18 protein-coding genes are annotated in these 24,881 nt (G+C 60.9%); 6 read left to right on the forward strand and 12 right to left on the reverse strand.

The features are described from left to right. Positions 1-28: 28 nt before the first annotated feature. From BI49514_RS00730 to BI49514_RS00740, 3 genes are read right to left on the reverse strand one after another with little or no spacing between them, the layout of a single operon-like run. Complete coding sequence (locus BI49514_RS00730; protein WP_101543463.1) at positions 29-1,135, reverse strand: NAD-dependent epimerase/dehydratase family protein; 1,107 nt, start codon at positions 1,133-1,135, stop codon at positions 29-31. Then, positions 1,128-1,850: an IspD/TarI family cytidylyltransferase gene (locus BI49514_RS00735; protein WP_101543465.1), complete on the reverse strand. Its 723-nt coding sequence runs from the start codon at positions 1,848-1,850 to the stop codon at positions 1,128-1,130. Before BI49514_RS00735 ends, BI49514_RS00730 begins: the two co-directional genes overlap by 8 nt. Beyond that, positions 1,832-3,427 carry a CDP-glycerol glycerophosphotransferase family protein gene (locus tag BI49514_RS00740; protein WP_244195188.1) on the reverse strand — a complete coding sequence of 532 codons (1,596 nt, stop codon included), beginning with the start codon at positions 3,425-3,427 and terminating at the stop codon, positions 1,832-1,834. Before BI49514_RS00740 ends, BI49514_RS00735 begins: the two co-directional genes overlap by 19 nt. A 429-nt stretch (positions 3,428-3,856) precedes the next feature. Between BI49514_RS00740 and BI49514_RS00745 the strand changes: the two genes are divergently transcribed. Further along, positions 3,857-5,137, forward strand: coding sequence for a CDP-glycerol glycerophosphotransferase family protein (locus tag BI49514_RS00745; protein ID WP_244195189.1), 1,281 nt, complete (start codon positions 3,857-3,859; stop codon positions 5,135-5,137). A gap of 76 nt (positions 5,138-5,213) precedes the next feature. Here the strand turns inward: BI49514_RS00745 and BI49514_RS00750 are convergent, their stop codons facing one another. The 7 genes from BI49514_RS00750 to BI49514_RS00780 all read right to left on the reverse strand — a co-directional run bounded on the left by BI49514_RS00750 (position 5,214) and on the right by BI49514_RS00780 (position 15,767). Continuing rightward, positions 5,214-6,914, reverse strand: a complete 1,701-nt coding sequence (locus BI49514_RS00750) for a glycosyltransferase (protein WP_167443970.1) — start codon at positions 6,912-6,914, stop codon at positions 5,214-5,216. A 226-nt stretch (positions 6,915-7,140) separates the two neighbouring features. After that, the gene (locus tag BI49514_RS00755; protein WP_101543471.1) at positions 7,141-9,789 is read right to left on the reverse strand and encodes a glycosyltransferase family protein; all 2,649 of its coding nucleotides are present in this window, start codon (positions 9,787-9,789) and stop codon (positions 7,141-7,143) included. A gap of 130 nt (positions 9,790-9,919) precedes the next feature. Continuing rightward, on the reverse strand, positions 9,920-12,040 hold the full coding sequence (locus BI49514_RS00760) for an acyltransferase family protein (protein WP_101543472.1): 2,121 nt from the start codon (positions 12,038-12,040) through the stop codon (positions 9,920-9,922). A 149-nt stretch (positions 12,041-12,189) separates the two neighbouring features. After that, the gene (locus tag BI49514_RS00765) at positions 12,190-13,113 is read right to left on the reverse strand and encodes a glycosyltransferase family 2 protein (protein WP_101543474.1); all 924 of its coding nucleotides are present in this window, start codon (positions 13,111-13,113) and stop codon (positions 12,190-12,192) included. Further along, complete coding sequence (locus tag BI49514_RS00770; protein ID WP_244195190.1) at positions 13,110-13,940, reverse strand: CDP-alcohol phosphatidyltransferase family protein; 831 nt, start codon at positions 13,938-13,940, stop codon at positions 13,110-13,112. Before BI49514_RS00770 ends, BI49514_RS00765 begins: the two co-directional genes overlap by 4 nt. Before the next feature lie 65 nt (positions 13,941-14,005). Then, positions 14,006-14,395, reverse strand: coding sequence for a glycerol-3-phosphate cytidylyltransferase (gene tagD / locus BI49514_RS00775; RefSeq protein WP_101543477.1), 390 nt, complete (start codon positions 14,393-14,395; stop codon positions 14,006-14,008). A 103-nt stretch (positions 14,396-14,498) separates the two neighbouring features. Beyond that, positions 14,499-15,767, reverse strand: coding sequence for a CDP-glycerol glycerophosphotransferase family protein (locus BI49514_RS00780; RefSeq protein WP_101543478.1), 1,269 nt, complete (start codon positions 15,765-15,767; stop codon positions 14,499-14,501). A gap of 134 nt (positions 15,768-15,901) precedes the next feature. On the opposite strand from BI49514_RS00780, the gene BI49514_RS00785 reads away from it, so the two are divergent. Beyond that, on the forward strand, positions 15,902-17,029 hold the full coding sequence (locus BI49514_RS00785) for a magnesium and cobalt transport protein CorA (RefSeq protein ID WP_101543480.1): 1,128 nt from the start codon (positions 15,902-15,904) through the stop codon (positions 17,027-17,029). On the opposite strand, the gene BI49514_RS00790 is transcribed toward BI49514_RS00785, so the two are convergent. Further along, a complete protein-coding gene (locus tag BI49514_RS00790; RefSeq protein WP_145996168.1) occupies positions 17,013-18,878 on the reverse strand; it encodes a glycosyltransferase in 1,866 nt (621 codons plus the stop codon). The genes BI49514_RS00785 and BI49514_RS00790 overlap by 17 nt on opposite strands. Positions 18,879-19,028: 150 nt before the next feature. On the opposite strand from BI49514_RS00790, the gene BI49514_RS00795 reads away from it, so the two are divergent. The 4 genes from BI49514_RS00795 (at position 19,029) to BI49514_RS00810 (ending at position 22,031) form a co-directional block, all read left to right on the forward strand. Continuing rightward, the gene (locus tag BI49514_RS00795; RefSeq protein WP_101543483.1) at positions 19,029-19,634 is read left to right on the forward strand and encodes an HdeD family acid-resistance protein; all 606 of its coding nucleotides are present in this window, start codon (positions 19,029-19,031) and stop codon (positions 19,632-19,634) included. Between the two features lie 162 nt (positions 19,635-19,796). Then, positions 19,797-20,672, forward strand: a complete 876-nt coding sequence (locus BI49514_RS00800; protein ID WP_101543485.1) for a glycerophosphodiester phosphodiesterase — start codon at positions 19,797-19,799, stop codon at positions 20,670-20,672. Positions 20,673-20,763: 91 nt separating this feature from the next. Beyond that, the gene (locus BI49514_RS00805) at positions 20,764-21,525 is read left to right on the forward strand and encodes a pyrimidine reductase family protein (RefSeq protein WP_101543486.1); all 762 of its coding nucleotides are present in this window, start codon (positions 20,764-20,766) and stop codon (positions 21,523-21,525) included. Then, on the forward strand, positions 21,522-22,031 hold the full coding sequence (locus BI49514_RS00810) for a flavin reductase family protein (RefSeq protein ID WP_101543487.1): 510 nt from the start codon (positions 21,522-21,524) through the stop codon (positions 22,029-22,031). The genes BI49514_RS00805 and BI49514_RS00810 overlap by 4 nt, the downstream gene beginning before the upstream one ends. Before the next feature lie 239 nt (positions 22,032-22,270). Here BI49514_RS00810 and BI49514_RS00815 read toward each other — a convergent pair whose 3' ends face one another. Further along, positions 22,271-24,829, reverse strand: coding sequence for an ATP-dependent DNA ligase (locus BI49514_RS00815; protein ID WP_101543488.1), 2,559 nt, complete (start codon positions 24,827-24,829; stop codon positions 22,271-22,273). Positions 24,830-24,881: the final 52 nt, after the last annotated feature.

Below are 24,881 nucleotides of genomic sequence, written 5' to 3' on the forward strand. Positions count from 1 at the left end.
GAGTGCAACAAGTATCGCGTGTTTTCTCTCAGACGATGACTGGACCATCTTCAAACGTCTGAATTGTCCGGGATACGCCGTCGGCAAGCGATGTTCCTACGACCCAACCAAGACCGGTGAGCTTTGCTGCGTCCAAACCGAGTGAGGCAACCGGAGAAAACGATCGCCCGTCCTCCGGATTGACGAAATCCAGCTCGAGCTTCTTTTCCGGCCGTGCCGCGGCAAAGGTCTCAGCCAGCTCACGGATGCTGATGTTCCCAGCGGGATCGGCGACGTTGTAGACCTGTTCCTCACCATGCAGATCGGCAAAGAACAGCCCCTCCACGGCGTCCGCAACGTACGTGTATGTCCGCGTCGCCGCACCGGCGCTCATCATCCGCACATTGCGGCCGCTAACGACGTCGGCGAGGAAATCCGCCTGTACGCGACCGTCATCAAGGGCCATCCCAGGGCCATAAATATGCCCGAAACGCAGGCTAAGTCCCCTGATACCGAACTCATCAGCATAGGCAGCCAGCGCGGTCTCGGCGATGCGTTTGCCTTCTGAGTAACTGGCGCGCGGCGCGAAATGCTGCAACGTTCCCTCGTCGTCTTCGCTGATAAGGCCGCTGCCTTTGACCGCCCCGTAAACCTCCGACGAGGACAGAAGGACAAAGGACCTCCCGCGTGCGTCGACAAGAGCGTCAAGGAGGTTGATCGTTCCGAGGGTATTCGCCTTAAGAGTCGTGACGGGGGACGACTTATGTAAGCTCGGTCGAGCCGGAGAGGCGCCGTGGAAGATCGTCGAGAACTTGCGTTCGAAACTCTTCGTGTCGATGACATCGCCAGGCAGCAGGGTGAAATCTGAGCGCTCAATCGCGGAGCCGAATCGCTTTACTGCCTTGTGCCGGTTGCGCACCATTCCCGTGACATGGAGTCCGAGGTCGTAGGCATCGTTCGCGGCCAGCAGTGAACCGACAATGTACATCGGGATCATGCCGGAGGCACCAGTAACGAGAATCTCCGCATTCCGGTACTGTTCCCATGGCAGCCGAGCCGAGGCGATGCGTGCGACGTCCTCGGAGAAGACAGGAGTGTCGAACAGAACGACGTCGGTAACTCCGGCCGTTGAGACGACCGCTCGCTCATCACTCACCGCCGAAGGCCTCCCTGTCCTCGATGAGCGTGAGGAAGGTCCGGCACACGTAGTAGTCCGAGGCAGTAGTGATCTTAATATTCGTCCGCGGCCCTTCGACTCGGTGCACGGTATATCCGAAACCGTTCATGAGCGTGCATGTGTCGATAGAGTCGTTCTCCCCTTCAGCGACAGCACGGTCGTATCCTGCAAGGACGTCCTTGAGCGGGAATGTCTGCGGGGCCTGGGCGGTCCACAACGGGTCCCGAGGAATGACCTCTTTGATGCCGGCGCCTTCTTCGACGACGACTGTCTCTGTCATCTTCGTACAGGTAACTGCCGAACCGAATTCACGAGCACTCTCTATGTTCCGTGAGACGAGGTCTGCATCGATTAAGGGACGGACACCGTCGTGGATGAGCACGATGCTGTCCGGGTCATTGTGTTCAGCGACGACCTTGAGCGCATTGTGTCGCGATTCCTGGCCTGTCGATCCGCCGTCGACGATCCATTGCACCTTGTCCAGCTCGTAACGTTTGACCAGGCGTTCCAGGTGTTCCCGATACTGCGGAAGAATGGCCACGGCAATGGCATCGATCTCGGGATGCTGCTGGAAGATGTCGAGCGTGTGCACGATCACCGGTCGGCCGTGGATCTCCAAGAACTGCTTCGGACGTGAGCTGTGCGCCATTCGAGCGCCGACGCCTCCTGCGAAGACTACTGCGATGTTTGCCATTGGTTCTCCTCGTCCTCTTCTTCGGTCTTATAGCTGCCGTCGGAATCGTTGTCCGTCGGGTCGTTGAGCTGGTCTTCTTGCCCGGGCGCGCCGGGATCTTCCTCACCGACACGTTCGGACATACGGTGATCTTCGTCTTCGGAAGGCACCTGTGGTTCCGTGGCAGGCTCGCTGAGGATGAGCGTGTCGATCACTCGGTCGGAGTTGTTCGTGTCCACGTAGTCGAAGTTCTCTTTGACGAACTCCTTCGTCGCTTCGTTGCTCAACTGGGGACGGCGGAGCAGTTCGACGAGTTCGTCGAAGGTCGTAGCGATGCTTCCCGGGGCGGCTTCCCGGTAGTCTTTGTGCATTCCTCGCGTCGCAGAATAGGTATCGAGATCGTAGGCGAAGAAGATCATCGGGCGCTCGAGCAGCGAATACTCGTAGATGACCGACGAGTAGTCAGTGATGAGCACGTCCGAGATGAGCATCAGATCGTTGGTGTCCGCGCAAGACGCGACGTCGATGAGTCGGTCGCTGAATTCCTGTGGGATCGGAGCCGGATCAGGCACGAAATGATGCTGTCGGAACAGCACGACGGAATCGTCGCCGCACGACTCGTACAGCTCCCGGAAATCGATCTGGTCGTAGTCGTAGTGGGCGTCTCCGGAGCCGCGACCGCGGAAAGTAGGAGCAAAGAGGATCTTCCTCTTGCCTTTCGCCGTCGGGAACTGCTTTTCGAAGTCGACACGGACCTCTTCTGCACGTCCTTCTCTAAGGAAACCGTCGATACGAGGCAGACCGGTCGCGAGGACTGCTTCTCTCTCGATGCCGAAAGCTTCGCTGTAGACATCCCGCAAGTGCTGGGAACCGCAGATGGCATACGAATAGAGGCGATGGGCGTTTCGCAGATTCGGTGAACCGTACTGCCCGAAGCGGCTGTAGCCCACTGACTTGAATCCGCTTCCTGCGTGCCACAGCTGGATGATCTTCTGTTCATCTCGGTTGCCCAGGTCCTTGAGGATGGCGAAGTAGTCATCGATGAGGATGGTGTTCGCTTTGCCCATCTCCCACGCCAGCGCGAACGCACTCTGGCGGCTGCTGGTGCGGCCGGTACGGAACGAATAGCCGAAGTTGAATTGCGAATCGAGACCGCGTTCGAGCATGCGGTCATGTACGGCTTTGAGGTTGCCCTGCATATTCGGACGGGCCTCGGAGGCGAACAAGATGTTGCTTCCATCAGACGGCCGTTTGTAAGCAGAGATGGAGAATACGGTGCGCAGAGCCTTCCGCTTGGTCTTCGTCCACTTCTTGCGTGCCTTCGACTTCAGGCGTGCCACTTTGGACGAGGGCTTGCCCCCGGAACGTCCGAAGGAATACGTGCGCATGAGGAAATATGGAGCCGCCTCGTCGTCGGAGATGCCGAACGTCACAGTGTATGCGGAGAAGTTCTTGTTGTAGACGAATGCTCGTGAAGCGTCCCCGAGCTCTTCAGATCTCGCCAAGGGGTAGGCGGCAGGAAGGTTCTCTTCCCCGCGTCGAGCCACGAGGTAGTACGTCCCATTGGGAACCTGAGCACGACGATTGAACTGGGTCACGTTGATCGTGAGCTCGTAACGCCCCTCCCCCAGAGGTTCTGCACGAACCGGGAGTTCGACCTCATAAGGTCGCGAGTTCGGGGTCAGGAAAAACGAGTCAGGGGCATCGCCGGAAACCCTGACGACAAATGTCAGAATCACACGTTCCCACGAGATTCTTTCAATTGTCAGCTCATCTACCACAGGTTCCCCTCACCAGCATGATTTTGCAATGCTGACGCAACTCGTTCACTCTCAATTAACGTTGATAGCCTAGCAGTTTGCCTGTGGCAGTCGGTAACTCAACGACACGCCCGCGGACCGCATCCGAGCCGATGGCTTCGTGTTCTCATGGGCAGTCATGAAACGATATTCTGGCCGAGTCGTCGGTTGCATCTAAGGCATTGAGCCGTTGCGAATCCGAATTCACAACTGCAAGGAGTTCGAACAGTGGCTAACCCGGTCCGATGGGTCGCACGTACCGCGTTGCGTTCTAGCGCGTGGAAACGCACCAGCAAATGGATCAGGGGCGCTGAGAAGTGGAACCGCCTCGAAGACGAATATGACGGCAGCTATGTCAAAGCCGATGTCGTCGTCTACTTCGGTGACCGCAGCTCGAAGTTCTACCAACTCGAACAGTGGATCCCGGTCCTCGAGGAGCTCCATAAGGAGCACAGGGTCGTCATCGTCGTGCGAAAAGGTTCAGCCTTGACCAGCGTGCTGGAAACCACTCACCTCCCCGTGGTGTTCAAACGAAGGTTCGATCCCCTGCAGACCTTCTACCACGCCAATGACTTCAAGCTCGCTCTTTACGTCAACAACGGAATGACGAATTTCCAGTCGCTCAGCTTTGCTCCGATGGTCCATGTCCACGTCAATCATGGTGAGTCCGACAAGCTGAGCATGGTGTCAAATCAGGCCAAGGCCTATGACAAGGTCTTCATTGCCGGCGAGGCCGCTGTTGAACGACACCGCAGGGCTCTCATCGACTTTGATGAATCCCAGCTAGTCCGAGTCGGCCGGCCCCAATTGGATATCGAAAGGCCGCTCGAGCTCGAACCTTCGTCGGCCAGGACGATCATGTATGCGCCCACGTGGGAGGGCGAGAATGATGCGAACAACTACACCTCGGTCGATCGCTTTGGTCCGCAGATCGTCGAAGCCGCCCTCCGGATTCCCGGTGCGCGTCTGATCTACAAACCCCATCCGCGCGTCGAGACGTCCAAAGACCCGTACATGGTCGAAGCGAATGCGCGGATCCTCAATCTCATCGAGGCTGCCAACGCGTCCATCGACGACGAGACTCTGCAACACCAGGTGCTCATGCAGGGAGACATCCTCGGCATGTTCGACACGGTCGACCTGCTCATCACCGATATCTCCAGCGTCGGACTCGACTTCCTCTATCTCCACCCGGATAAGCCGCTCGTTCTCACCGACCGTCGCGGTGACACCGAATCACTCAATGCCGAGGCGCCGATCAGCCGCGCCGCGCCCCTCATCAACGATGAGTCGATCGGAAGTGTCGAATCGCTGCTCAAGGAGATGCTCGTGCGCGATTCTTCAGCAGAGATCAGGCATGAACTCCGCCGCCACTATTTCGGCGACGGCGAACCAGGATCATCGACCGTTCTGTTCACCGAGGCGGTGTCCAGGCTGATCGCCGATCGTACGGCTGCGCTGCAGAGCTACCACACCGAGAGCGTCAACGCCGAGGCCGACGACGAATAGTCGCGACCGGACTCGGCCAGCGGGTCATCGCCGCGGTCAGCGCGTCACCGGAACAGGCGGACGCCAGAAGCTCGAATTACTTCCGAGGTCTCACCGAGAGGTTCCCGTGCTTCGTCGCATACCATTCGCTGGCTGTCGCAGTCGTGACGCGGAATCGCTTCGGAGTGCTGATTCTCCGCTTCGATGACCACAGATCATGGGGTCGGCGAAGAAAGACGTCGAATGTCTCACCAGCGGACTCGGAAAAGCTCTCATCGTCCACGTCGAACGCAAGCACCGTTCGGTGCCCGAACCGGCGGAATGAGATCTCGGACTGGTGGCAGAGGAAGAACGTACTGAGCTCTCTGCCTGCGACGACCAACTGAAGTGTCTCGGCAACCGATTTGCGGATCCCGCCGATCTCGACCTCGACTCTGCATCCTCCCGTTATCGGTGTGCAGGTGAGCTTCCTGGCCCTGACCGACGGAACCTCATATTCGCTGCCGACCGCTGGGAGATCAGCGAGCCTCATTTCGGCTAACGCTTTCCGCCAACGAAGGTATCCGGCTTCGGGGAGGTAGCGTTCGACGGAGCTCACCGCTGCTCGACGCATGGACTCGACTTCGCTGGGCTCCAGGGAGAGGAATTCCTCTATCTGATCGGCCAGTGCGTCGATGTCGCTCCACGGCGTAATGAAGCCGTTGTCGCCGTGATCGATGAGATCCTGCGGCCCGTAGGTGATGTCATAGACGATGGGAACACAGCCGGCGCCCATCGCCTCCAGCAGCGACAGCGGCAGACCCTCGCTTGTGCTGGTGAGCGTGGAGAACGACGCCGACGTCAATCGTTCATGCACATCATTGACGTAGCCAGGCAGAAAGACGCGATCGGCGACGTCGAGTTCATCGATGAGGGTTTCAAGCTTCGGCCTCGCGGGTCCCTCTCCGAGCACGGTCAGGGAGACTGCTATACCGCGGTCGCGCAGCTTCGCGACCGCGCGAATCGGGTGATCGATGCGTTTGAGGTCGATGAGGTTCGCGACCATTACGGCATTCCCCATGTCTCGCCGCATCGGCGGATCAGAGACGACTGATCCTTGCGGCAGCTCCCCAGTCAGCAGTCTGATGTTCTCGCCAGAGAAGCCCATGGCGCGAATAGCTTCGGCCTGCTGCTGTGTCTGCACTCCGACGATGTCGAATCGGTCGAAGTTGCGCATCGTATCTGTACGGGCCCTCAGGGGCTGCCCGTGATTACCGTTCCATGGGTGGCTGAGATGGCTTCCGTGGAGGAAGAGGATGAGTGCGAAGTCGCGGTCCGAGATTTCGTGGATGAATTCGCTGACCTTCTTGTCATCGACGATGACGACTGCCGGCGACGTCGTCACGGTCGCTGTGATCCACGCATTGTAGAAATCGCGCGGCCGGCGCCACTCGACCATCGGCTCCCCCGACGGAGAATGCAGGATGAATCGTCGGCCCAGTTTCGGATCCTCGATGTCAGCGAGCAGCAGACTTCCGTCGCCTCGCAAATAGTTGCGCCGGATGACTCGACCGGTACGCGAGTTGCGGAACACGTCGTAGAAGGGGGTGATGTTCTCGAGCTCGCCGTCCTCGTCGGGGATCGGCATCCTCGGGGGTTCTCCCTCAAGGCGGGCCAGCTCGGCTTCGCTTCGTCCGCGAAGATCCTGCCAGATGTTGACGAGCTCGACATCGTCTCGCATCTTCCCCTGTGCGATCAGCCGGTCCCTGATCTCATCGGTGTCCATGCGCGGACTGAACGCGAGAATGGTCTGCGACAACGGGCTTCCATAGTTCTGGAAGCTCCGAATCCGACGCAGCGCAGCCGTCGTCATGCCGCCCATGGATTCCGGGATGCCCCACAGTACGTTGTATACGTGGACTGCGTCGGTCCCGAATGCGGGACCGACTGGTTCAACGTCTCTGCCACTGCCGTCTGGGGTCGTTTGGGCTCGCAACCTCATAAGTGGTACCTTTCCTCAACGCTCATCGACGACGGTCGGACAGTCAGCGCGTCAGCGCCATATGGCCGAAGTGGCGAGCCTGGCGGCGCCAATTGACGATCTTGGGAGCGTCCGCTGCTTCCCACTGGGCATGGATGTTCCAGTCGTCGCCGAGGTCGGCATACCGGCCTTTCACGATCATCTGCATCGCGTCGATATAGCTGAGACCGTTATGCTGCACGAGACCGAGGACTCGTTCGACGACTCCTTCGCTGCGCAGCTCGGTCAGATTGAGCACGGCGATCTGCGGGTCGAACGGCACGAAATCTTCGCTCATCCCCGCGTGGCTGGCGAAGACGAAGTCGAGGGCACCCGTGTGATCGTCACCGAATGTGCTCGCGATCCGTCGCATCAGTGTGAGACCGCTGGATCGGCTCTTTCTGACATCATGTTTCGCAGCCAGCAGCGTGTCCTTGAAGTCGACGGTCGAGAGCTCGGTGATGTCCGCGGACACCTCGGCGGCTGCGGGGACGACGATGAGTCGCTCGTGGTCTGCGAACAGCGCAGGCAGAACTGCCGCCAGCACATCAGGCGTGTTCTTCTCCTCGCCCAATGCCACAGACGGGAGGATGTCGATGCTTCCCTGGCTGAGCTCGCTGCGGATCTCGTCGACTTCGGCTGAGGTCAACGCACCGTTCGGCAGCCACACGCGGTAGGCGGCTCCCGCGTGGGTCTCGATAGTGCGGAGAGCCTGCCCGACCAACGGTGCTTCGCCCTGCTCAACAGTCATGACGATGTCAGTGACCTGCGCTTCGGGGACGGGTCGTTCGATACCGCTCAGCGCCGAGGCAATTGACCCTCTGTCTGCAACGGGCAGTGACGATTTGGCCAGATATTCGTCTGCGAACGCCATCTCGTCTGCTGTGATCTCGACCCACTTTGCGTAGATCTCGTCTTCGGATGCGCCGTTTGCGATGAGGGGCAGCAGCACAGCGAGTTTGTCGAGGATTCCATTGCGGATGGCATCGAACTCGGCAGCATCGATGCCGATGAGTCCGCCGAACCGGGAATCGGACTTGTTCTTGGGTTCGAAGTCGACGTCGGCCCCGACCGATCGTGCCGGCAGATTCGCGTGCAGGCGGGAAGTGAGGACGTGCTTGTACTTGTAGGCGTAGTCAGCGACCCAGTTGCGTGCGAGTTCGAGGTTCTCCGGGAACGACTTGTCGCGGATCGCGGTAACCGTCTGCTTCTTCTTCGGTCCCTTGTTGTCCTTCGGCCAGTCGACGCGCAGCGTTCCCGAGCGACGGTCAGGTGAGGCTGCGGGGAAGAGAGTGTCGACGGTCGTCGTCAGGCAGCCGGAGAAGAAGGCGGGAACGCCTACTGCACGCAGAACAGCGACAGACTGCCAGTCACGGCACCCGACCGGACCGTACTTCTTCAGATAGGCGATTGCGTCCGGCGTGAGCATCTCGGGGTACCGCACGAAGACCGACAGCAGAATCGGGCGCAGATTCGGGTGGAACGGAATATTGAACGATTTCCCGAAGATGTCATGCATGTACCAGCCGAAGGCGATGTACCAGGTGTCCTCTGGGATGTCCTGATAGACGTTGCCGTCACGATAGACCTCGACCAGGTTGAGTTCAGCCTCAGGCCCCGCGTATTTCCGTTCTTCCTTGACCGACTGACGGAGCTTTGCGAAGAGGTCGGTCAGACCGGTGTCTCCTGTGAAGCTGAGGTTCTCATAGCGGAGCAGGTGTCCGATCGACGCGATCGTCTGGATGTAGTCGCCGATGTTCCGCGAGCGGATCCCCGGCTGGTCATAGCTGAGGACACCGAAGTTGCGCTTTCCGGCGGTGGTTGGAAGTGGCTCGAGGTGCTTTCCTCCCGGCAGCCAGTCAGGCATGCGGTTGAGTTCGTAACGCACGGCCGAATCGGCGTCGTCCTCCATCTGGTCGAGACGAGCTTCGACCAGAGTCCGAACGTGATCGAAAGCGTCGATGCAGAAGGCCGATTCGGCCGTGCGCAGCACTGCCTTCGCGCTCCACCGGTCGGTCTCGCCCGCTTCATCCGCGCTCTCCAAGAGCGGCAGTGCCTCGTGTCCGAGCGTGTCGATCGCGGTCGGGTAGTACTCCTCGGCGGCGGCGACGATGATCTCCCGGTCTTCGATCTCCTCGAACTGTGCCCATGCGACCTCGGGGTCGGATGACCGCTGGTAGGCCAAGCCTAAGAGAACTCTTCCGGCTTCCTCGGTGGAGGGATTGCTGCGGAGGTTGAGCCCGATCGACACGGTGTCGGCCAGGTGTCCGGCGGCGACGAGAGACCGTCCGGCCTTCACGACAGCGGAACCGAACGACGATCCCTGGGTCAGGGCTTCGGATAGTGCCGCGTGGGCCTTGAGGCGTGCCAGCTGCCGTGCCTTGGCGTCGACCTCGCGTGTGGATGGGGCGACAGTCCATCCATCGGTGTTCTCTGCTGTCGCACCGTGCAGTCCCGTTGCCAGTTTCCGGTAGGCACGAGCGGTTTCGGTCGCGATCTTCTTCGGCTTGCCGGACGATTTTCCAGCACCGGTCGCACGCTCACGCACGTACTTGGTCCCGGAGGCTCGTTCGACCACAGGCAGAGCACGCCGTGCGATCCCGTGGACAACGGGTTTCACCAGCTCTCGTCCCTTGCTGAGGTAGCGGTCCGCGGCGTTTCGTCCAGTGGTCACTCGTTTCGTCCTTTGCAGAGGTTTCGGTGAACGGTCGTGGGCTCAGATATGAGGCTCAGAGTCAATCAGCCACACGATATCGAACTTCACTGTCAGTTCGATGAACCAGTGACCGTCTTCCTTCCGGAGGTCAGTCGAAGGTGTCCAAACCTGTCCGGCTGAGTCTCGCACCGAGCTGGGGTGCGAGAGTCTGCGCATAGGTCGCAGTGATGTGTGCAGTGTCGAAGTAGGTGATGACGCCGCCGATGACAGGCTCACAGCGTCCGTCGGGGCAGAACCAGTCCTCGGGATAGATGACAGAGAGCCGTTTCGAATCGATCGATTTCGCCGAGGCTGCCAAAGGATCCATCCAGTGCCATTCCTCCGGAGTTCCGGAACAGGCAGCGAGATCGTCTTCATGTTTGGCTACACAGTCCGGCACATTGATGTCCTGCCCACCCGGGTACGGGGTGTCCCGGATGACGACGACATCGAGTTCCGCATCGATCCAGCGTTGCAGGATCTCCTTGTGCCCTTCGGGCGCCTTCGCTTCGGTTTTGTCCCAGTCCATCCCGTCCAGCGGCGTCGACTGGCGCTCCGAGGTGATCACTGCGTCGAAGCCGCCTTGGGTCGTCCGCTCTGTGACCCAGTCGGCGTAGTCCTGACATCCCTTGGTCTCGTCGGGAGTCGAGAGATCCTGCGGCAGTGTCGAAATGCTGCAGTTCGAAGCGAGGAACGTGGTGATGGTCAGGTCTTTCTCCTCGGCCAAACGTTCGAGCGCCGGCAGCCAGTGACCGGCATGCGAGTTGCCGACCAAGGCGACGTGCTTCGAGCCGTCTCCGTAGGTGCACTCGGGTTTGCTTGCGTAGGGGGCGCTGGCCCAGCAGCCGTCCGCGTAGGCTTTGGACTTGTCCTTCTTCGCCGCGGCCGGTTCCATCTGGAGAGATTTCATTCCCTCGCAATTCGGATTGTCCTTCGCACCGGGCAGGAGGATCCTGCCGCCGAGGCAGGAGTCTGGGTCATCCAGCTGGGCTTGGAGTTTGTCCTCATTCTGCTCGACGAGGTTGTTCGCGATGACCATCTGGCTGAGACCGAGGGCGACGACGAGCGCCATAGCCACAGCGGCGAAGCCGAAGGTCTTCTTTGAACTGCTGAAGAACGCTGATTTGCGGAATCGGTTCTCCACCCAGGTCGTCGACGCCCAGGCGGCGACTATCGAGACCAGAATGATGGCGATGTTGTCGATTACGCCGAGGCTCTCTGAACGGCCCAGCTTGACCGAGGCGTAGGGCACAATGACGATGAGCGGCCAGTGCCAGAGGTAGACGGAGTACGAGATATCGCCGAGGAAGCGAACCGGTCGCAGCGAAAGCAGCGGAAGTACAGACGTGCGTCCACGGGAGTCGGCGAGGATGACAAGCGCAGTCGACAGCACCGGTACGAGCGCAATGTATCCGGGGAAGGGCATGTCCGCGCGAATGAGGAATGTGGCGGCCAAGATGCCTGCGAGACCGATCCATCCGAGCAACGAACTGAACGGCAGTCGTTCCGGTCGAATATAGAGCACGAAGATGGCGACAAGGCCTCCGGCTGCCAGCTCCCACATCCTCGTCGGGGTGATGAAGTAGGCCATTGCGGGTTCCGCGGCCGTGTACCAGATGGAGAAGACGAACGAGGCGAGGAAGATTCCGAGGACAGTGAACCCGACGATTCGCTTCGATCGACCGAGCTTTGCTCCGATGAGGAACGCCAGGCCGATGATCATGGGCCAGACGAAGTAGAACTGCTCTTCGACCGACAACGACCAGAAATGCTGCACCGGTGAAGAAGCATTGTCTGCGGCGAGGTAGTCGACGCTGGAGACGGCGAAGTCCCAGTTGACGACGTAGAGGCCCGCGGAGAGGATCTGCCGACCCGTATCGGCCCACACCGACTGCGGAGCAACGAGGAAGGTGGCGATGCCGACGAGGAAGAGAACGAGCAGGGATGCCGGCAGCAGTCGTCGGACACGTCGTGCCCAGAACTTTGCTACGTCCGTCCAGCTGCGCGGAGGAGATTTGATGAGGTGGCTGGTGATGAGGAAGCCGGAGATGACGAAGAAAACATCGACGCCGACGAACCCGCCGACGAAGCGGTCGGGCCATAGGTGGTAGAGCAGAACGATTCCCACAGCCAGGGCTCGAAGCCCTTGGATGTCGGATCGAAAGCCAGAGGGTTTGGGTGTCGGAGTTCTTCGCGGTGAGTTTTCAGCGACAGTGGCTGTCGACTGCATCAAATGGCTCCACTCGGTTTCTCAGTCGGTCAGGACGTACCCGACTGCGGTCAGTGTCATGTTCAAAGTTTGACTTTCACACGTCTGGCGACAACCACGCACGGTGAAGATTCCAGCTGGAAGTTGTCAACTCCGGTACAGCTAGGCGACTAAACGACGGGCGGTCGGCCGTGCCGGGACATGCGGAGCACGCCTCTCTTCGACAGCTTCTGCCTCTCTTCGTCTTGGCCCCACGGGTCTAGGCGCCAACCTGCACGCCATCCTTCCATCCAGGCTTTGAGCTGATGAGGCTTATTCGCCCACTTGACGAACTGCATCAACGTCCAAGAGCCCACATAGGCCCAGCTGAAAGGCCACGGCAGGTTGCGCCTGGCCAGCCAGACTCTGTTTCTCGCATTCATGTAGAAGTATTCGTCGTGGCGTCTCGGGTCGATTACTGGGTGAGCGACGGCGAGGTCGCCCATGTACCAGACGATGTAGCCGGCGTCCCATACCCTCCACGCGAGTTCGATTCCCTCGTGCGCGTACCAGAAGGGGGCCGGCCATCCGCCGCACTCGTCGAAAGCCCGCCGCTGCATGCAGACTGCGCCCTCCCACACAGAGAACACGTTCGATGAATGGTCGGCGCTGCCCTTATTCAGTCTGGGAATCCACCGTTTCGGTGCGTCCGGCCCACCGGGCTCTTCGACGCGTGGTTGGATCAGCCCGATCTGCGGTTTCGTCCGCATCAGCTGTGCCATCCGCATCAAGGAAGTGTCATCGGGAAGCCAGGCGTCGTCGTCGAGGAAGAACAGGAATTCGCCGTCGACGTGGGGAACACCTGCATTCCGGCCAGCGGGGATACCGAGGTTCTCCGGCAGCCCGAGCTTCTTGACCTGGTCCGGGATGCCTTCCGGCTCCCAGCCATTGCCGACACAGACGATGTCGAGGTCGACGCCTTTCTGTGCCAGCAAGGACTCGAATCCGCGATTGAGGTCTTCAAGTCGTTTGCCCTGGCTGAGGACGACGACGCCGAAGGTATAGCGCTTATTGTCTTCGAAGCGCTGAAAGAGACTCCGCGATGACTCACTCATGACAGCCTCCTCGATGCCATGATGGACAGGAAATGTCCGATCACTGACAACAGGCACAGCGGCGCCATGATGAGCACGAGCCAGCGCTCACCGAACAGCGGCTCCGCGCCGGCTGTCACTGCGATCGCGGTGACGATGCTCGACAGCAGGGCCATGAGCGACATTTCCACGGAGTGGTAGATCCGGTGGAACGGAACAAAACGCGCGACGCGTTTGAGAGTGGCGACTGCTCCAGGGTTGAGCGCTGTCGCTTCCTTCGAATCCGGGAGCTTGTCGAGACCGTTGAAGGCGCGGGAGACATGGACCATGTCATTGAGCGCCTTGTTGAGAATCACTAATCCGGCGAGGACGGTTCCGGCGAGCAGGAAGGGATAGGTTCCAACAGGATCGTCAATGAGGTTGTTCCACTCCCCCACGGCTCGAACACCGAGAGCGACTGCGACGAGGCCTTCTGTGGTGTAGTGACCGACCTTGTCGAGGAAGACACCTTTGGGGCCGCTGGTGCCGCGCCACCGTGCGACTTCGCCGTCGCAGCAGTCGATGTACATCTGCACTTGGGAGAAGAACACGGCGAGCACCGCTCCCCAGATCCCAGGAATGAGCAGGCTGCCGGCAATACACCAGCCGGCCACGATCATCAGGCCCGTGACGCCGTTCGCGCTGATCTTCGTGCGTACGAGCAGCATCGTGAAATAGATCGAGATATGGCGGAGGTAGAGCTGAGCAGTCCAGTGCTCAGCATTCTTCCGGCTGCGGACCTCCGGAGGCTGCGCTTTGGCCCGAAGCTCCGACAGAGTCGGATGATTCGCCGAAGACTTTTCGGGCACGTCCTCTCCTCTCAGATCCATCGATGGTGTCCCGTCACGATAGCGCGAAGTCCGTGCCGATTCGCTCAGGACTTGCCCAACTCGCTCTTGATCCGGGTCGTCGAGATCTCGGGAGTGCGTTCCAGATAGACGACTTCGCACTTGTCTTTGAGGAAGTCGAACTTTCCTGTCCAGTCGTCGCCCATGACGAAAGTGTCGATATGGTACTTATCGATATCGGTCGACTTCTGTTCCCAGTTTTCTTCAGGGACGACGAGATCCACGTAGCGGATCGCTTCAAGCATATGTTTGCGCTCTTCGTAGGAGAAGTACGACTTCTTACCCTTGCCAGCGTTGAATTCGTCACTTGACAGCGCAACTACCAGGTAGTCGCCCTGGTCCTTGCATCGTTGGAGCAGTCGAATATGCCCGTAATGGAGCAGGTCGAAAGTTCCGTAAGTGATGACTCGTTTCATTGCTGATTCCGTCCAGAGATCAAAGCTCACATCGTGAGCGGCAGAATTAGTTCCGCGTTAGTTTATCATTCTGTTACTTCAGGTTAAGAAAATGCAATGTGCCTCACCGGGCGGCTTTCTGCCTACGCTCTCCGCTTCTCAGCTCGATGACGCGTTCGGCTGCCCGGATGAAGCGCGCGGTCTGTGCCCCTGGCACAGTCTCACCGAGGTAGAGCTGCGCCAGAGCATCGACTGATCCGTCTCGCGAAACCGCCTGATCGATGAGGTCGACGATCTGGTCTTGCTGCCCAGGCTCCACCGTCGGACATTTGTCCAGCAGCCCGCCCTCGAGCACTTCTGCGTCGGGGTCATGCGGCTGGACCATGACCAACGGCTTTCCAGACGACAACCAGTCGAAGGCCACCGAGGTCATCTCGACAACGGCGATGTCAGCTTCATCCAGTTGCCACGAGACATCTGGACTGCGGTCCCGGAAACCTCTGGGGTCAGCCTCGACGATCTCTTCGACTGCTTCCAATGCGTCTTCGAATTCCGGGTTCATGACTCCGGTTCGAGGATGCGGGCGGAAGATCACTCGGTACCCGGCTTCGAGCAGAGATTTGACGATAGCTTCTCCGTTGAAGGCAATAGTTCCATAAGCCATCGACGGCGAGTCGCCTTCCCACGTGGACGCGTAGAACACTGCTTTCCCATCAGGGTGCTCGGCTTTGAAGTCCTCCCATTCCGGAGGTACCGTCCGGGGCCTGTCCAGTTGTGGTCGACCGACGTCGAACATCCGGTCGTCACCCAGCCCGTAGAGCGTCTGTTTGATGCGGTCTCTGGCGGCCTGTCCCGCGGTGAATACGAAGTCATACCCTTTGAGCTGGTTGGAGATCATCGAGATCTTCTCGCTCTCACCGTGGCTGAGGTGGACATGTGCAGGCTCCGGATAGCGGAGCGACTGAAAATTGCTGGTCGCTTGATTGACGTAGAAGACGGCCCGCAGATTCGACGCCTGCATGAACTCGTCCAAGCCTTTCGTCAGGCGTGAGAACCGAATCGGAAAAGCCGTGACGCCTTCGAGGTACTTAGCGACCGTTGCATTGCGCACCATGATGCCGAATGGCTTGTCACCGAATCCGAGCTCTTTCAGGCGTGACTCCAGCTGTTCAAAGGGCCACAGCCATTGTTCCAGCTGGTAGACCGAGCTGAGGTCGCCGGCGAAGTATGCGGCTGCGACGAAGTCGTCGTCTTCGCGAGGATTGAATTCGTCCGGGAGCCGCGACTCACGAACACGCTCACGCAGTCTCAACGCTGCAAGTTTTGCTACCGATTGAGCAAATGCGGCACCACGGACTGCAGTATTCGGCAGTTCTGCCGGTAGGAAGCTCATGCAATCTATTGTGCACGCCCAACTGAGTCCCGCCTGAACTCGCCCTTTGCTCAAGATGAATGGCACAGTCGTCGGCAATCGACTCGCCTCACGGCATCGGCTAGTTTTGGGTGAGATTCTGCGAAGGGAACACCATGCCATCCGACAGCCGTCACCGTTTCGAACGCCCCAGCCTGCGCAAGCGCGCATCCGCAATCAATACCGGGCAGGACAAACTGACTGCGGCGCTCTTCAGCCGCCGTATCGTCAACAGCGAACCGCAGGAACTCGTCACTTCCAGCTCATTCAATGAGGCGCTGGCCGCGCAAATTTCCGAAGGCCTAGGCGTCTCCCAGGGCTCGACAACTCAGGTCATTGTGCCCAGGTCGACGCCCGAGCTCTTGGCCGAGATCGCTTCGGCCTGGGACCTCCACCCCGTGCTCGTTGATGATATCTATCACGCGAATCAGCGGGCCAAGGTCGAACGCTACGACGATGTGCTCTTCGTCGTCCTCAAATCAGCGGTCTACATCGACGCGAAAGAGGAAGTCGAATTCAACGAGTTCCACTTGCTGATGAAGGACGACGTGCTCGTCATCATCTGCCAAGGTGACCGCTTCATCGACGGCACTCCTATTCCGACCGATGCCAGTGGAATCGAGGACTACCTCACGAATGAGAAGCGCAGCTTCACGAAGGACCGCGAACTTCTCACGCTCGGACCCGAGGCTCTCATCTACCGACTGCTCGACACCGCGGTCGATGGGTACTTCCCCGTCCTCGACGGACTCCAAGACGACAAGGACGGGATCGAGCGGCAGGTCTTCAGCGGGGACACTGCCGCTGCCGAGCGCATCTATCTCCTCAGCCAGGAAGTGATCGATGTCCTCCACAACTCCACCCACCTCAACCGACTGACGCAGGCGCTCGGTAACGGGGCAGCCAAGTACGCGATTCCCGACGACCTTCGCGCCTACCTCGATGATGTCACCGACCACCTCACGCGCGTCCTCGCCGAGGCGGGAGAACTGCGAGAGGCCCTGTCGCAGATCCTCAACGTCAACTCCACTCTCGTTGCCCAGAGACAGAATGAGGACATGAAGAAGATCTCCGGCTGGGCGGCGATCCTCTTCGCCCCCACCCTCGTCGGAGCCATCTACGGTATGAACTTCGACGATATGCCCGAACTCCATTGGGCCTTCGGCTACCCGATGGCACTGGGGCTCATGCTCGGTCTGGGCGTCGTGCTCTACGTCGTCTTCCGGGTCAAGAAGTGGATGTGAGATCAGCGCGTGTGAAAGTGCCGCTGAGGTTGCCGTACTTCGTCGAGTACAGCTTCAGCCGATCGGATCGATTGACAATCGAATCGCTGTCGCCCGCGATGCGCACGCGACAGAAGCCTCGGCCGACGACGAGATCGACGGAGAAGTCCACATACTCTGCCGTGATGCGCACGATCCTGCTCAGCGGGATGTCTGCCGTGATCATGTCTCCGGTCAATACTGCCCGGACGCGCCCATAGAAGTGGCTTTTCCGCGACTTCCACGAGACGAAGACATCGTCGGGAATCACACCTCCGAGACCCGACAGTCCGACTCTGATCGAGATGCCGTCGGAGTCGATGCTCGCTGAAATGAGTTCAGCGCGCGCATCCTTCAACTGTGCGATCGAGGTGAATGCCTGTTCTGCCAAATCTGAGCCCCAGCGACGAATGACAGCTTCTTCGAAAAAATCGGCAGCACGCTCGATGGCCTTGGCCCTCATCTGCCTGACTTCGTTCTCCGGCATGCTGAGGAAGTGCGCGATCGTTCCTGACAGCGTATCGACGTCGCCGTTCGGGACGATGAATCCGTTGATTCCGTGGTCGATGACCTCTGCAGGTCGATAGTCGATGTCGTAGCAGATGGGGATGCATCCGGCTGACATGCTTTCAGCGACGACCAGTGCTTGGCCCTCCGAATGACTTGTCAGCAGGCTGAACGAGCTGGTGAGAAACGCATTCTTCGCCCCCGGTGTGTGTCCGTGCAGGACAACGTTCGACTGTAGCCGGTTCTCAGCAATCAGCTCTTCCAAAACCGGCCGCTCGTCGCCTTCTCCAAAGATGTCGAGTGAGACTCTTCCCGAGCGGACAACCTCTACCTTGGACACGGCGAGGACGGCATCCTCAATTCTCTTGATCGGATCGAGTCGGGCGATCATCGCGCCCTGGCCACGGGGCCGAGGTGCTGTCGGGTCGCCGTGCAGATTCTCCGTCAGGTTCGAGATCGTTTTCATGCTGCGGGCTGCCAGATCGAGCTTGCTCATATCTTCGCGCTGTCCATTGGTGAGAATCGCAACGACGTCGAAGGCGTCAAGGTGCCGGAGCATTCCGAATTTGTCTCCGGAGAGTTCGTCGAGGTGATCACCGGCGACGTCGTCGACGAAGTGACTGTGGATCACCTGGCTGAGGATCACGTTGTCCCGACGGTACTCGTGGATGAAGTTGCCGACGAAGGCCGAATCGCAGATGAGGTACGACGGCTTCGTCCCGATGACCACATCGAGCCAGGCGTGGTAGAAGTCCCGTGCGGTCGGCCACTGAGCGATGACTTTCTGATCACGACCGAACAGGGTGATCCGGCGTCCGCCTCGGCGGCCTCGCTTCTTCATGTCCTGGCGATCGATGACAAGCAGATGTCCACGGTCGTGATAGCGATCGACCTGCAGCAGGTGGCCCTCGGAATCTTCCCTCAGCTCAGTCCAATCCCGTCCGCTCCGATTCAAGACGTCATCGACTGCTGACGGATCGGGATCGACCGTGCCGATCATTCGCCGCAGTTTCCGGTCGGACCACGTTGTGAGGTCCTGCCACAGATTGCGGATCTTCACCTTGCGATCGAGGGTTCCCGCCTCTTGGAGTTCGCGCTCTCGGTCCCGACCCTTCATTTCCGGACTCAGCGTCAGAATCTCAACCCGGCGGTTGTCGAGCCGGGCGAAGGCCGAGCTGCGTTCCAGGGCGACTGTGGTCATCCCGCCGAAGTCGTAGCCGATCGTCCAGGTCAGTGTGAAGTATCTGCCTTCGGGCAGGAGACCACGATGAGGAAATCGGTGAAGATGGGACTGTGTTGGGGATGCTTCGGGGCTGCTGTTCACTACAGAAAGACTAATGATCGATCCCCCGAAATCCAGAGGACACTCCACCTCAATGCTGTGATCTTGGCGAGAACTGCACCCCCCTCCTCCCCTGCTCACCCGGCAGGCATAGACTGCAAGTAGCCAAACGTCTTGTCCGCAGGAGGAATCATGGCCACACCACAGAACCCGACAAACCCGACAGGCGCGGTCCGCTCCCTGATGACAGAACTCGGCAGGGGAGCCTTTTGGGCGGTGCTGATCCGCGGCATCCTCGCCGTCCTCTTCGGCATCCTCCTCCTCGCCGCACCCGCCGCAATGGCAGTAGCACTCGGAATCTGGGTCGGCGCTTGGCTCATCGTCGACGGCATCTTCGAGATCACCCACGCCCTGCAGGCACGCAAACAGAACCTGTCATGGGGTTGGGAACTGGCCGGAGGCATCGCCTACGTCATCGGCGGCATCGTCATCATGATCGTGCCTCTGACCTTCGCTGTCATGGGCGGCACCGTCATCCTGCTGATGATGGCATCGGGAATGCTCATCCGCGGCGTCCTCAGCGTCGCGTCGAAATCGTTCAAGGGCTGGTCGAAGGCCCTGGGCGTCCTCGACATCATCTTCGCCGTCATCATGTTCATCGTCGTCTTCTCGAATCCGGGAGCAGCACTGCTCGCCCTGGCCTGGATCGTCGCGATCTACACGATCGTGTTCGGCATCTTCCTCATCATCATGGCCTTCGTCGCCCGCTCGCAGACGAAGAAGGCCTTCGGAAACTGACTAACCCACGGTTCGTGCCGGCCGTTCGGCGAACGGCCGGACGTACGGGCCCGGTCGGCCGCCTCGGCGAGGTCAATCATTTCCCACACGTTCGTCCACTCTGCGAAGAACGTTCACGGCGGCTTCGCCACAAGCTCACCTGCCCTCCATAGCGTCGGGGAGGTGAATACACAGAGAGAAGCATCCAAGCGCACCCGTCCGTTCACCATCCTTACCACCGCGGTCCTCGCGGCCTCGGCCACCTTCGGCGCAGGCCTCGCGCCCGCTGCGGCCACGGGCCTCGGCTCCGCCGGAGACGCCCCGGGACTTGACTCGTCCAAAGATTACACCGCGCCCGACAAGGTCGCCGACATCGAATTCCCGACCACGATCTCCCACCGAGGCGGCGCCGACGTCTACCCCGAAGAATCCATGGAAGGATTCACCGCCTCGGCGAAGGACGGATTCCTCCCCGAGATGGACATCCAGTTCCTCGAAGACGGCACCCCCGTCCTCATCCACGACGACACCGCCGACCGCACCCTCAACGGAGCCACCGGCCCCATCCGGGACCTCAGCCGGGAGGAATGGGACGCAGCCACGATCAAGCACCCGGCCGGCGGAGAAGAAGCCGCCACCGTCACCCTCGACGAACTCCTCGACGAGATGGGCGGCGAGGTCGTCCTGGTTCCCGAGATCAAGCCCGGGGCCACCCCCGAGGAGGTCGACCGGGTTCTCGACGAATTCGACGAACGCGGACTCAAGGACTCCCTCGTCGTCCAGTCCTTCGACTTCGAAGCGGCGAAGACGATCGCCGACCGCGGATACACCTCGCTCTACCTCATGGGCTCGACCATGCCGAAGGAATCACCGGCCGAGATCAAGGACGCCGGAATCGAATGGGTGGGACCGAGCAAGAACCTGCCGACGAACAAGATGCGCGAACTCGACAAGGCCGGCTTCCACGTCGCCCCGTACACACTCGAGACCGCGAAGGACGGACAGCGCCTGCCCGGGTTCATCGACGGCTACTTCACCGACGACGCCTGGACGAACTGACTTACTCGCGTCGATGAACAGTCAGCGGGACCCGGGGGAGGGTCGGAAAATCACCGCCGCGAGTGCCCGCGACGTTGAGTAGACTGCACGAATGGAGCCTCTCGAACGCGGCACCCCGATCCCGGACCCGCTGACACCCTATCTCGAGGTCGACCGCACCCAGCCGCGGCACGAATGCTGGGTGACCGGTCACATGGTCGCCGGTCTCGACGGAACCGCTGCCATCCACGGGCGCGTCGGTGCTCTGTCGACAGAACCCGATCAGGACCTCTTCCGACGGATGCGACAGATCGCCGATGTCGTCATGGTCGGCGCGCAGACGATCCGCCGCGAAGGCTACGCTCCGATGCGGCTGAGCGAGTCCGCCCGAGCGCAGCGTCGAACGCGAGGACAGTCCGAGATGCCGCCGGTGGCGGTCGTCAGTCGCAGCCTCGACCTCGACTGGTCCTCACAGGTCTTCGCCGCAGCCCCCGAGCACGCGCGCACCATCGTCATCACGTGCGCTGAGGCCGATCCCAAGCGGCTGGCAGCCGCCGAACAGGCGGCCACGGTCATCATCGCCGGTGAGGAGCGGGTCGAACCAGCCGCCGCTTTGCAGGCCCTCGCCGGTCTCGGCTACCAGGTCGTCCTGTGCGAAGGCGGACCCCGGTGGCTCGGGGAGCTCGTCGCCGCAGACCGCCTCGACGAGCTGTGCCTGTCGATCTCACCGATGATGGGCGGCGATGCGCTGCCCGTGAGCGTCGCGCCGCCGGGAGCCGGCATCGCACAGTTCTCGCTGAAGTCGACGATGGTCGCCGATGACACTCTCTTCCTCCGATACGAAGCGAAGCCGGCGGCGGAGGGACGATTATGAGCACCTCCGGGCTCGACGACCTCATGGGTTCGGTCGATTCCCCGCTCATCGTCGTCACCACCTCCGCGGAGGGCGAACGTGCCGGATGCTTAGTCGGATTCCATTCCCAGGCGAGCATCGATCCGGAGCACTACTGCTTCTGGCTGTCGAAGGCCAACCACACCTACCGGGTGGCGCTGCGTTCCGAGCGCTTCGCGGTGCACTTCCTCACCGACGTCGACCGCGAGTCGGCACGGCACTTCGGATCACTTTCCGGAATGGAGACGGACAAGTTCGCCGGTCTTGACTTCACCGTCACCGAGGATGGGGTGCCGCTGCTCGCGGACCTGCCCAACCGTCTCATCGTCGAACGCATCGCGATGCTCGACGACGGGAGCGATCACGTCTGCCTCACTGCACGTGTGATCGCGACCGAGACGACGGGCGGCTTCGCATCGCTGCGCCCTTCGCAACTGGGAGACCTCACCCCCGGACACAGCGCCGAGGAACGGGCAATCCGCCCGTAAGCCGACCGCGTGCCGATCTGCTGTCAGCGATGACGGAGCAGATGGTCAGACACACCTCTACTGTTGAGCCTATGACGACAACGGCAGAGCTCATTCGGAGTCGATGGCATGCCCGAAGTGCGTAACCCGCATCGAAATGCCATCGACCGGGTGGTCGTGGCCTTCCTCGTGGCTCTGCTCCTCGGCACGGGCGTGACGAAAGGTCCATGAGGATCGGAGCAGAATCAGCGTCGACTGGTTCAGACTCGGACGTCCTCTGCGTCGATGTCGGAGCGCAGACCGCGCCAGACCGGGTGCCGCAGGCGCCCGGCCTCGGTCAGGCCAGAGAACCGGACCTCCCCGACGAGGTCGGGTCGCACCCAGTGGGCATATCGCGACTCGTCGGCCGGCACGGTGAGCGCCGGCGTCTTCCGCGACCGGCGATCGAGGCTGGAGCGCAGACTCCGCAGGGCCGACTCGTCGAACCCGGTGCCCACGCGACCGAGGTAGTGGAGCCCTTCGTCGTCATGGGCGGCGACCAATAGCGAGGCGAAGCTGGATGAGCGTTCTCCTTCTCCGGTCCGCCAGCCGACGATGATGACATCGCGGGTCGAGGCGTGCTTGAGCTTGGCCCAGGTACGGGTGCGCTTTCCGGGCAGATAGATGCTGTCGGTCCGCTTCGCCAGCACTCCTTCGAGTCGAAGCTTCCGGCTGGACTCGAAGGCGGCGTCGACGCTTCCCTCGAAGGCCTCGGGCACATGGATGTGCTCGCTCTCGGTCACGAGTTCGAACAGACGTGCGCGCCGTTCCGTATAGGGGGTGCGCAGCAACGACGATCCGTCCGCGTGGAGGACGTCGAAGAGCATGAGGTAGACAGGGGTGCGTCGCTGTTCCCGTTCGATATCGCTGTCCCGGCTCAGCCCCATTCTGCGCTGGAGGCGTCCGAAGTCCGGTCTGCTGCCCTGCCCGAGGGCGACGATCTCACCGTCGAGGATGCAGTCGACATCGATACACTCGACCAGTTCCTGAAGCTCCGGGTACGTGTTCGTCATGTCATGGCCGTTGCGACTGGTCAGCTCGATGCTGCTGGTGCGCTCCTCGTCACCGGGCTGCACCCTCGCCAGCGCACGGATGCCGTCCCATTTCATCTCGAAGGCCCAATCCTCGGCCTCCCGCCGGAGGGAGCCGATGTCGCCGATGCTCGCGAGCATCGGAGCCAAATCCGCCGGCAGAGCCTCCTTCTTCGCGGCTCGCTTCTTGGAGGTACGCCCGGACGGCGTGCCCTTCTTCGATGAGTCGTCCGCAGCCGCCGACTGCTTCTTCGGCTCGTCCTCCATGAGGTGGATCATCCAGTTCTTCTCGGGCTCCTTGTTCGGTCCGTGGTCCCCGGTGTTGAACAGGGCGAACCGCCGCACTCCCCCGAGACCGCCATCCTCGCGCCCGTGGAGGACCGCGATGATCTCCTTGCCTTCTTGCCACTTCTCGACCTCGATGGTGCCTGCGTCCCAGATCTCGACGTCGCCGGCCCCGTACTCCCCTTTCGGGATCGTGCCTTCGAAACTGCCGTATTCGAGGGGGTGATCCTCGGTCTGGACCGCCAGGTGGTTCTTCCCGGGGTCGGTCGGCGGTCCCTTCGGCAACGCCCAGGACACCAATACCCCATCGTGTTCGAGTCGGAAATCCCAGTGGAGGCTCCTCGCATGGTGTTCCTGGATGACGAAGGTCAGCTCGTCCCCGCTCGTTCCCTGTTTCGCTGGCACGGGTTCGCTCGTGCGCTTCGGATCCCGTTTGGACCGGTAGGCCTCCAGTCGGTCGCGCTCGGCTTTCGGGGCATCGTCCGACTTCGAGTCGGCTTGGGACTCCGAATCGGCCCCGGACTCCGGGGCCGAAGCTGTTCCTCCGACCGCCTCGGCGAGGGGTTCGAGAAGATCCCCGAAGTCGTCCACGCGGTCGAGGACCTCTTCGAAGCGCACCTGCTCGACGGCGGCCGGATCGTCGAATTCGTCCCACCCGCGCGGTGCGGCGACCATGGGGGTGAAGCGTCCGCGCAGAGAATACGGAGCCACCGTAGTCTTCGCCGCCGAGTTCTGCGACCAGTCGATGAGGACCTTGTCCTCCCGCAGCGTCTTCTTCATCGCAGAGACGATGAGGTTCGTGTGGTCGGCCTCCAGACTGCGGGCGAGCTCATGGGCGACATCGGAGACCTGCTGCGAGCTCACCGACCCGTCCAGCGGCGCATAGAGGTGGACGCCTTTCGATCCGCTGGTCACCGGGTAGACCTCCAGGTCCATGCCCTCGAGAAGTTCGCGCACGAGCTGGGCCACCTCGATGCAGTCGGCCAGGCCTCGTCCGGGGCCCGGGTCCAGGTCGAAGACCATCCGGTCGGGGAATCGGGTCTCCGAGTCGATCGTGCCGGGGTCCTTCGCTCCCGCGCTCACCCTCCACTGGGGCACATGGACCTCGAGCGCGGCCATCTGCGTGAGATAGGTCAGGGTCGCAAGATCGTTGACCAGGGGATAGCGTTTGGTGCCCGTGGAGTGCCGGATCGCCCGTGTTCGGATCCACGACGGTGCGGAGTCCGGGAGGTTCTTCTCGAAGAACACATCCCCGGGGTCATCGGGAGTGCCGACGCCGTCGACCCAACGTTTGCGCGTGGCGATCCTGTCCCGGGCATGGCGGATGAGGTGCGGGGCGATCCTGGCGCAGTAGTCGAGGATCTCACCCTTCGTCGTGCCGGTCTCCGGGTAGAGAACCTTGTCCAGATTGCTCAATGTCAGTCGATGGCCGTCGACCGTGACCTTCTGCTCGTGACCTGCCACTGAGCACCTCCTCGCGTGCGCCGTTGGTGCTGGATAGTCCTTTCACCGTACT

Origin of the sequence: Brevibacterium iodinum ATCC 49514 (assembly GCF_900169265.1) — a bacterium.
Taxonomy (GTDB): domain Bacteria; phylum Actinomycetota; class Actinomycetes; order Actinomycetales; family Brevibacteriaceae; genus Brevibacterium; species Brevibacterium iodinum.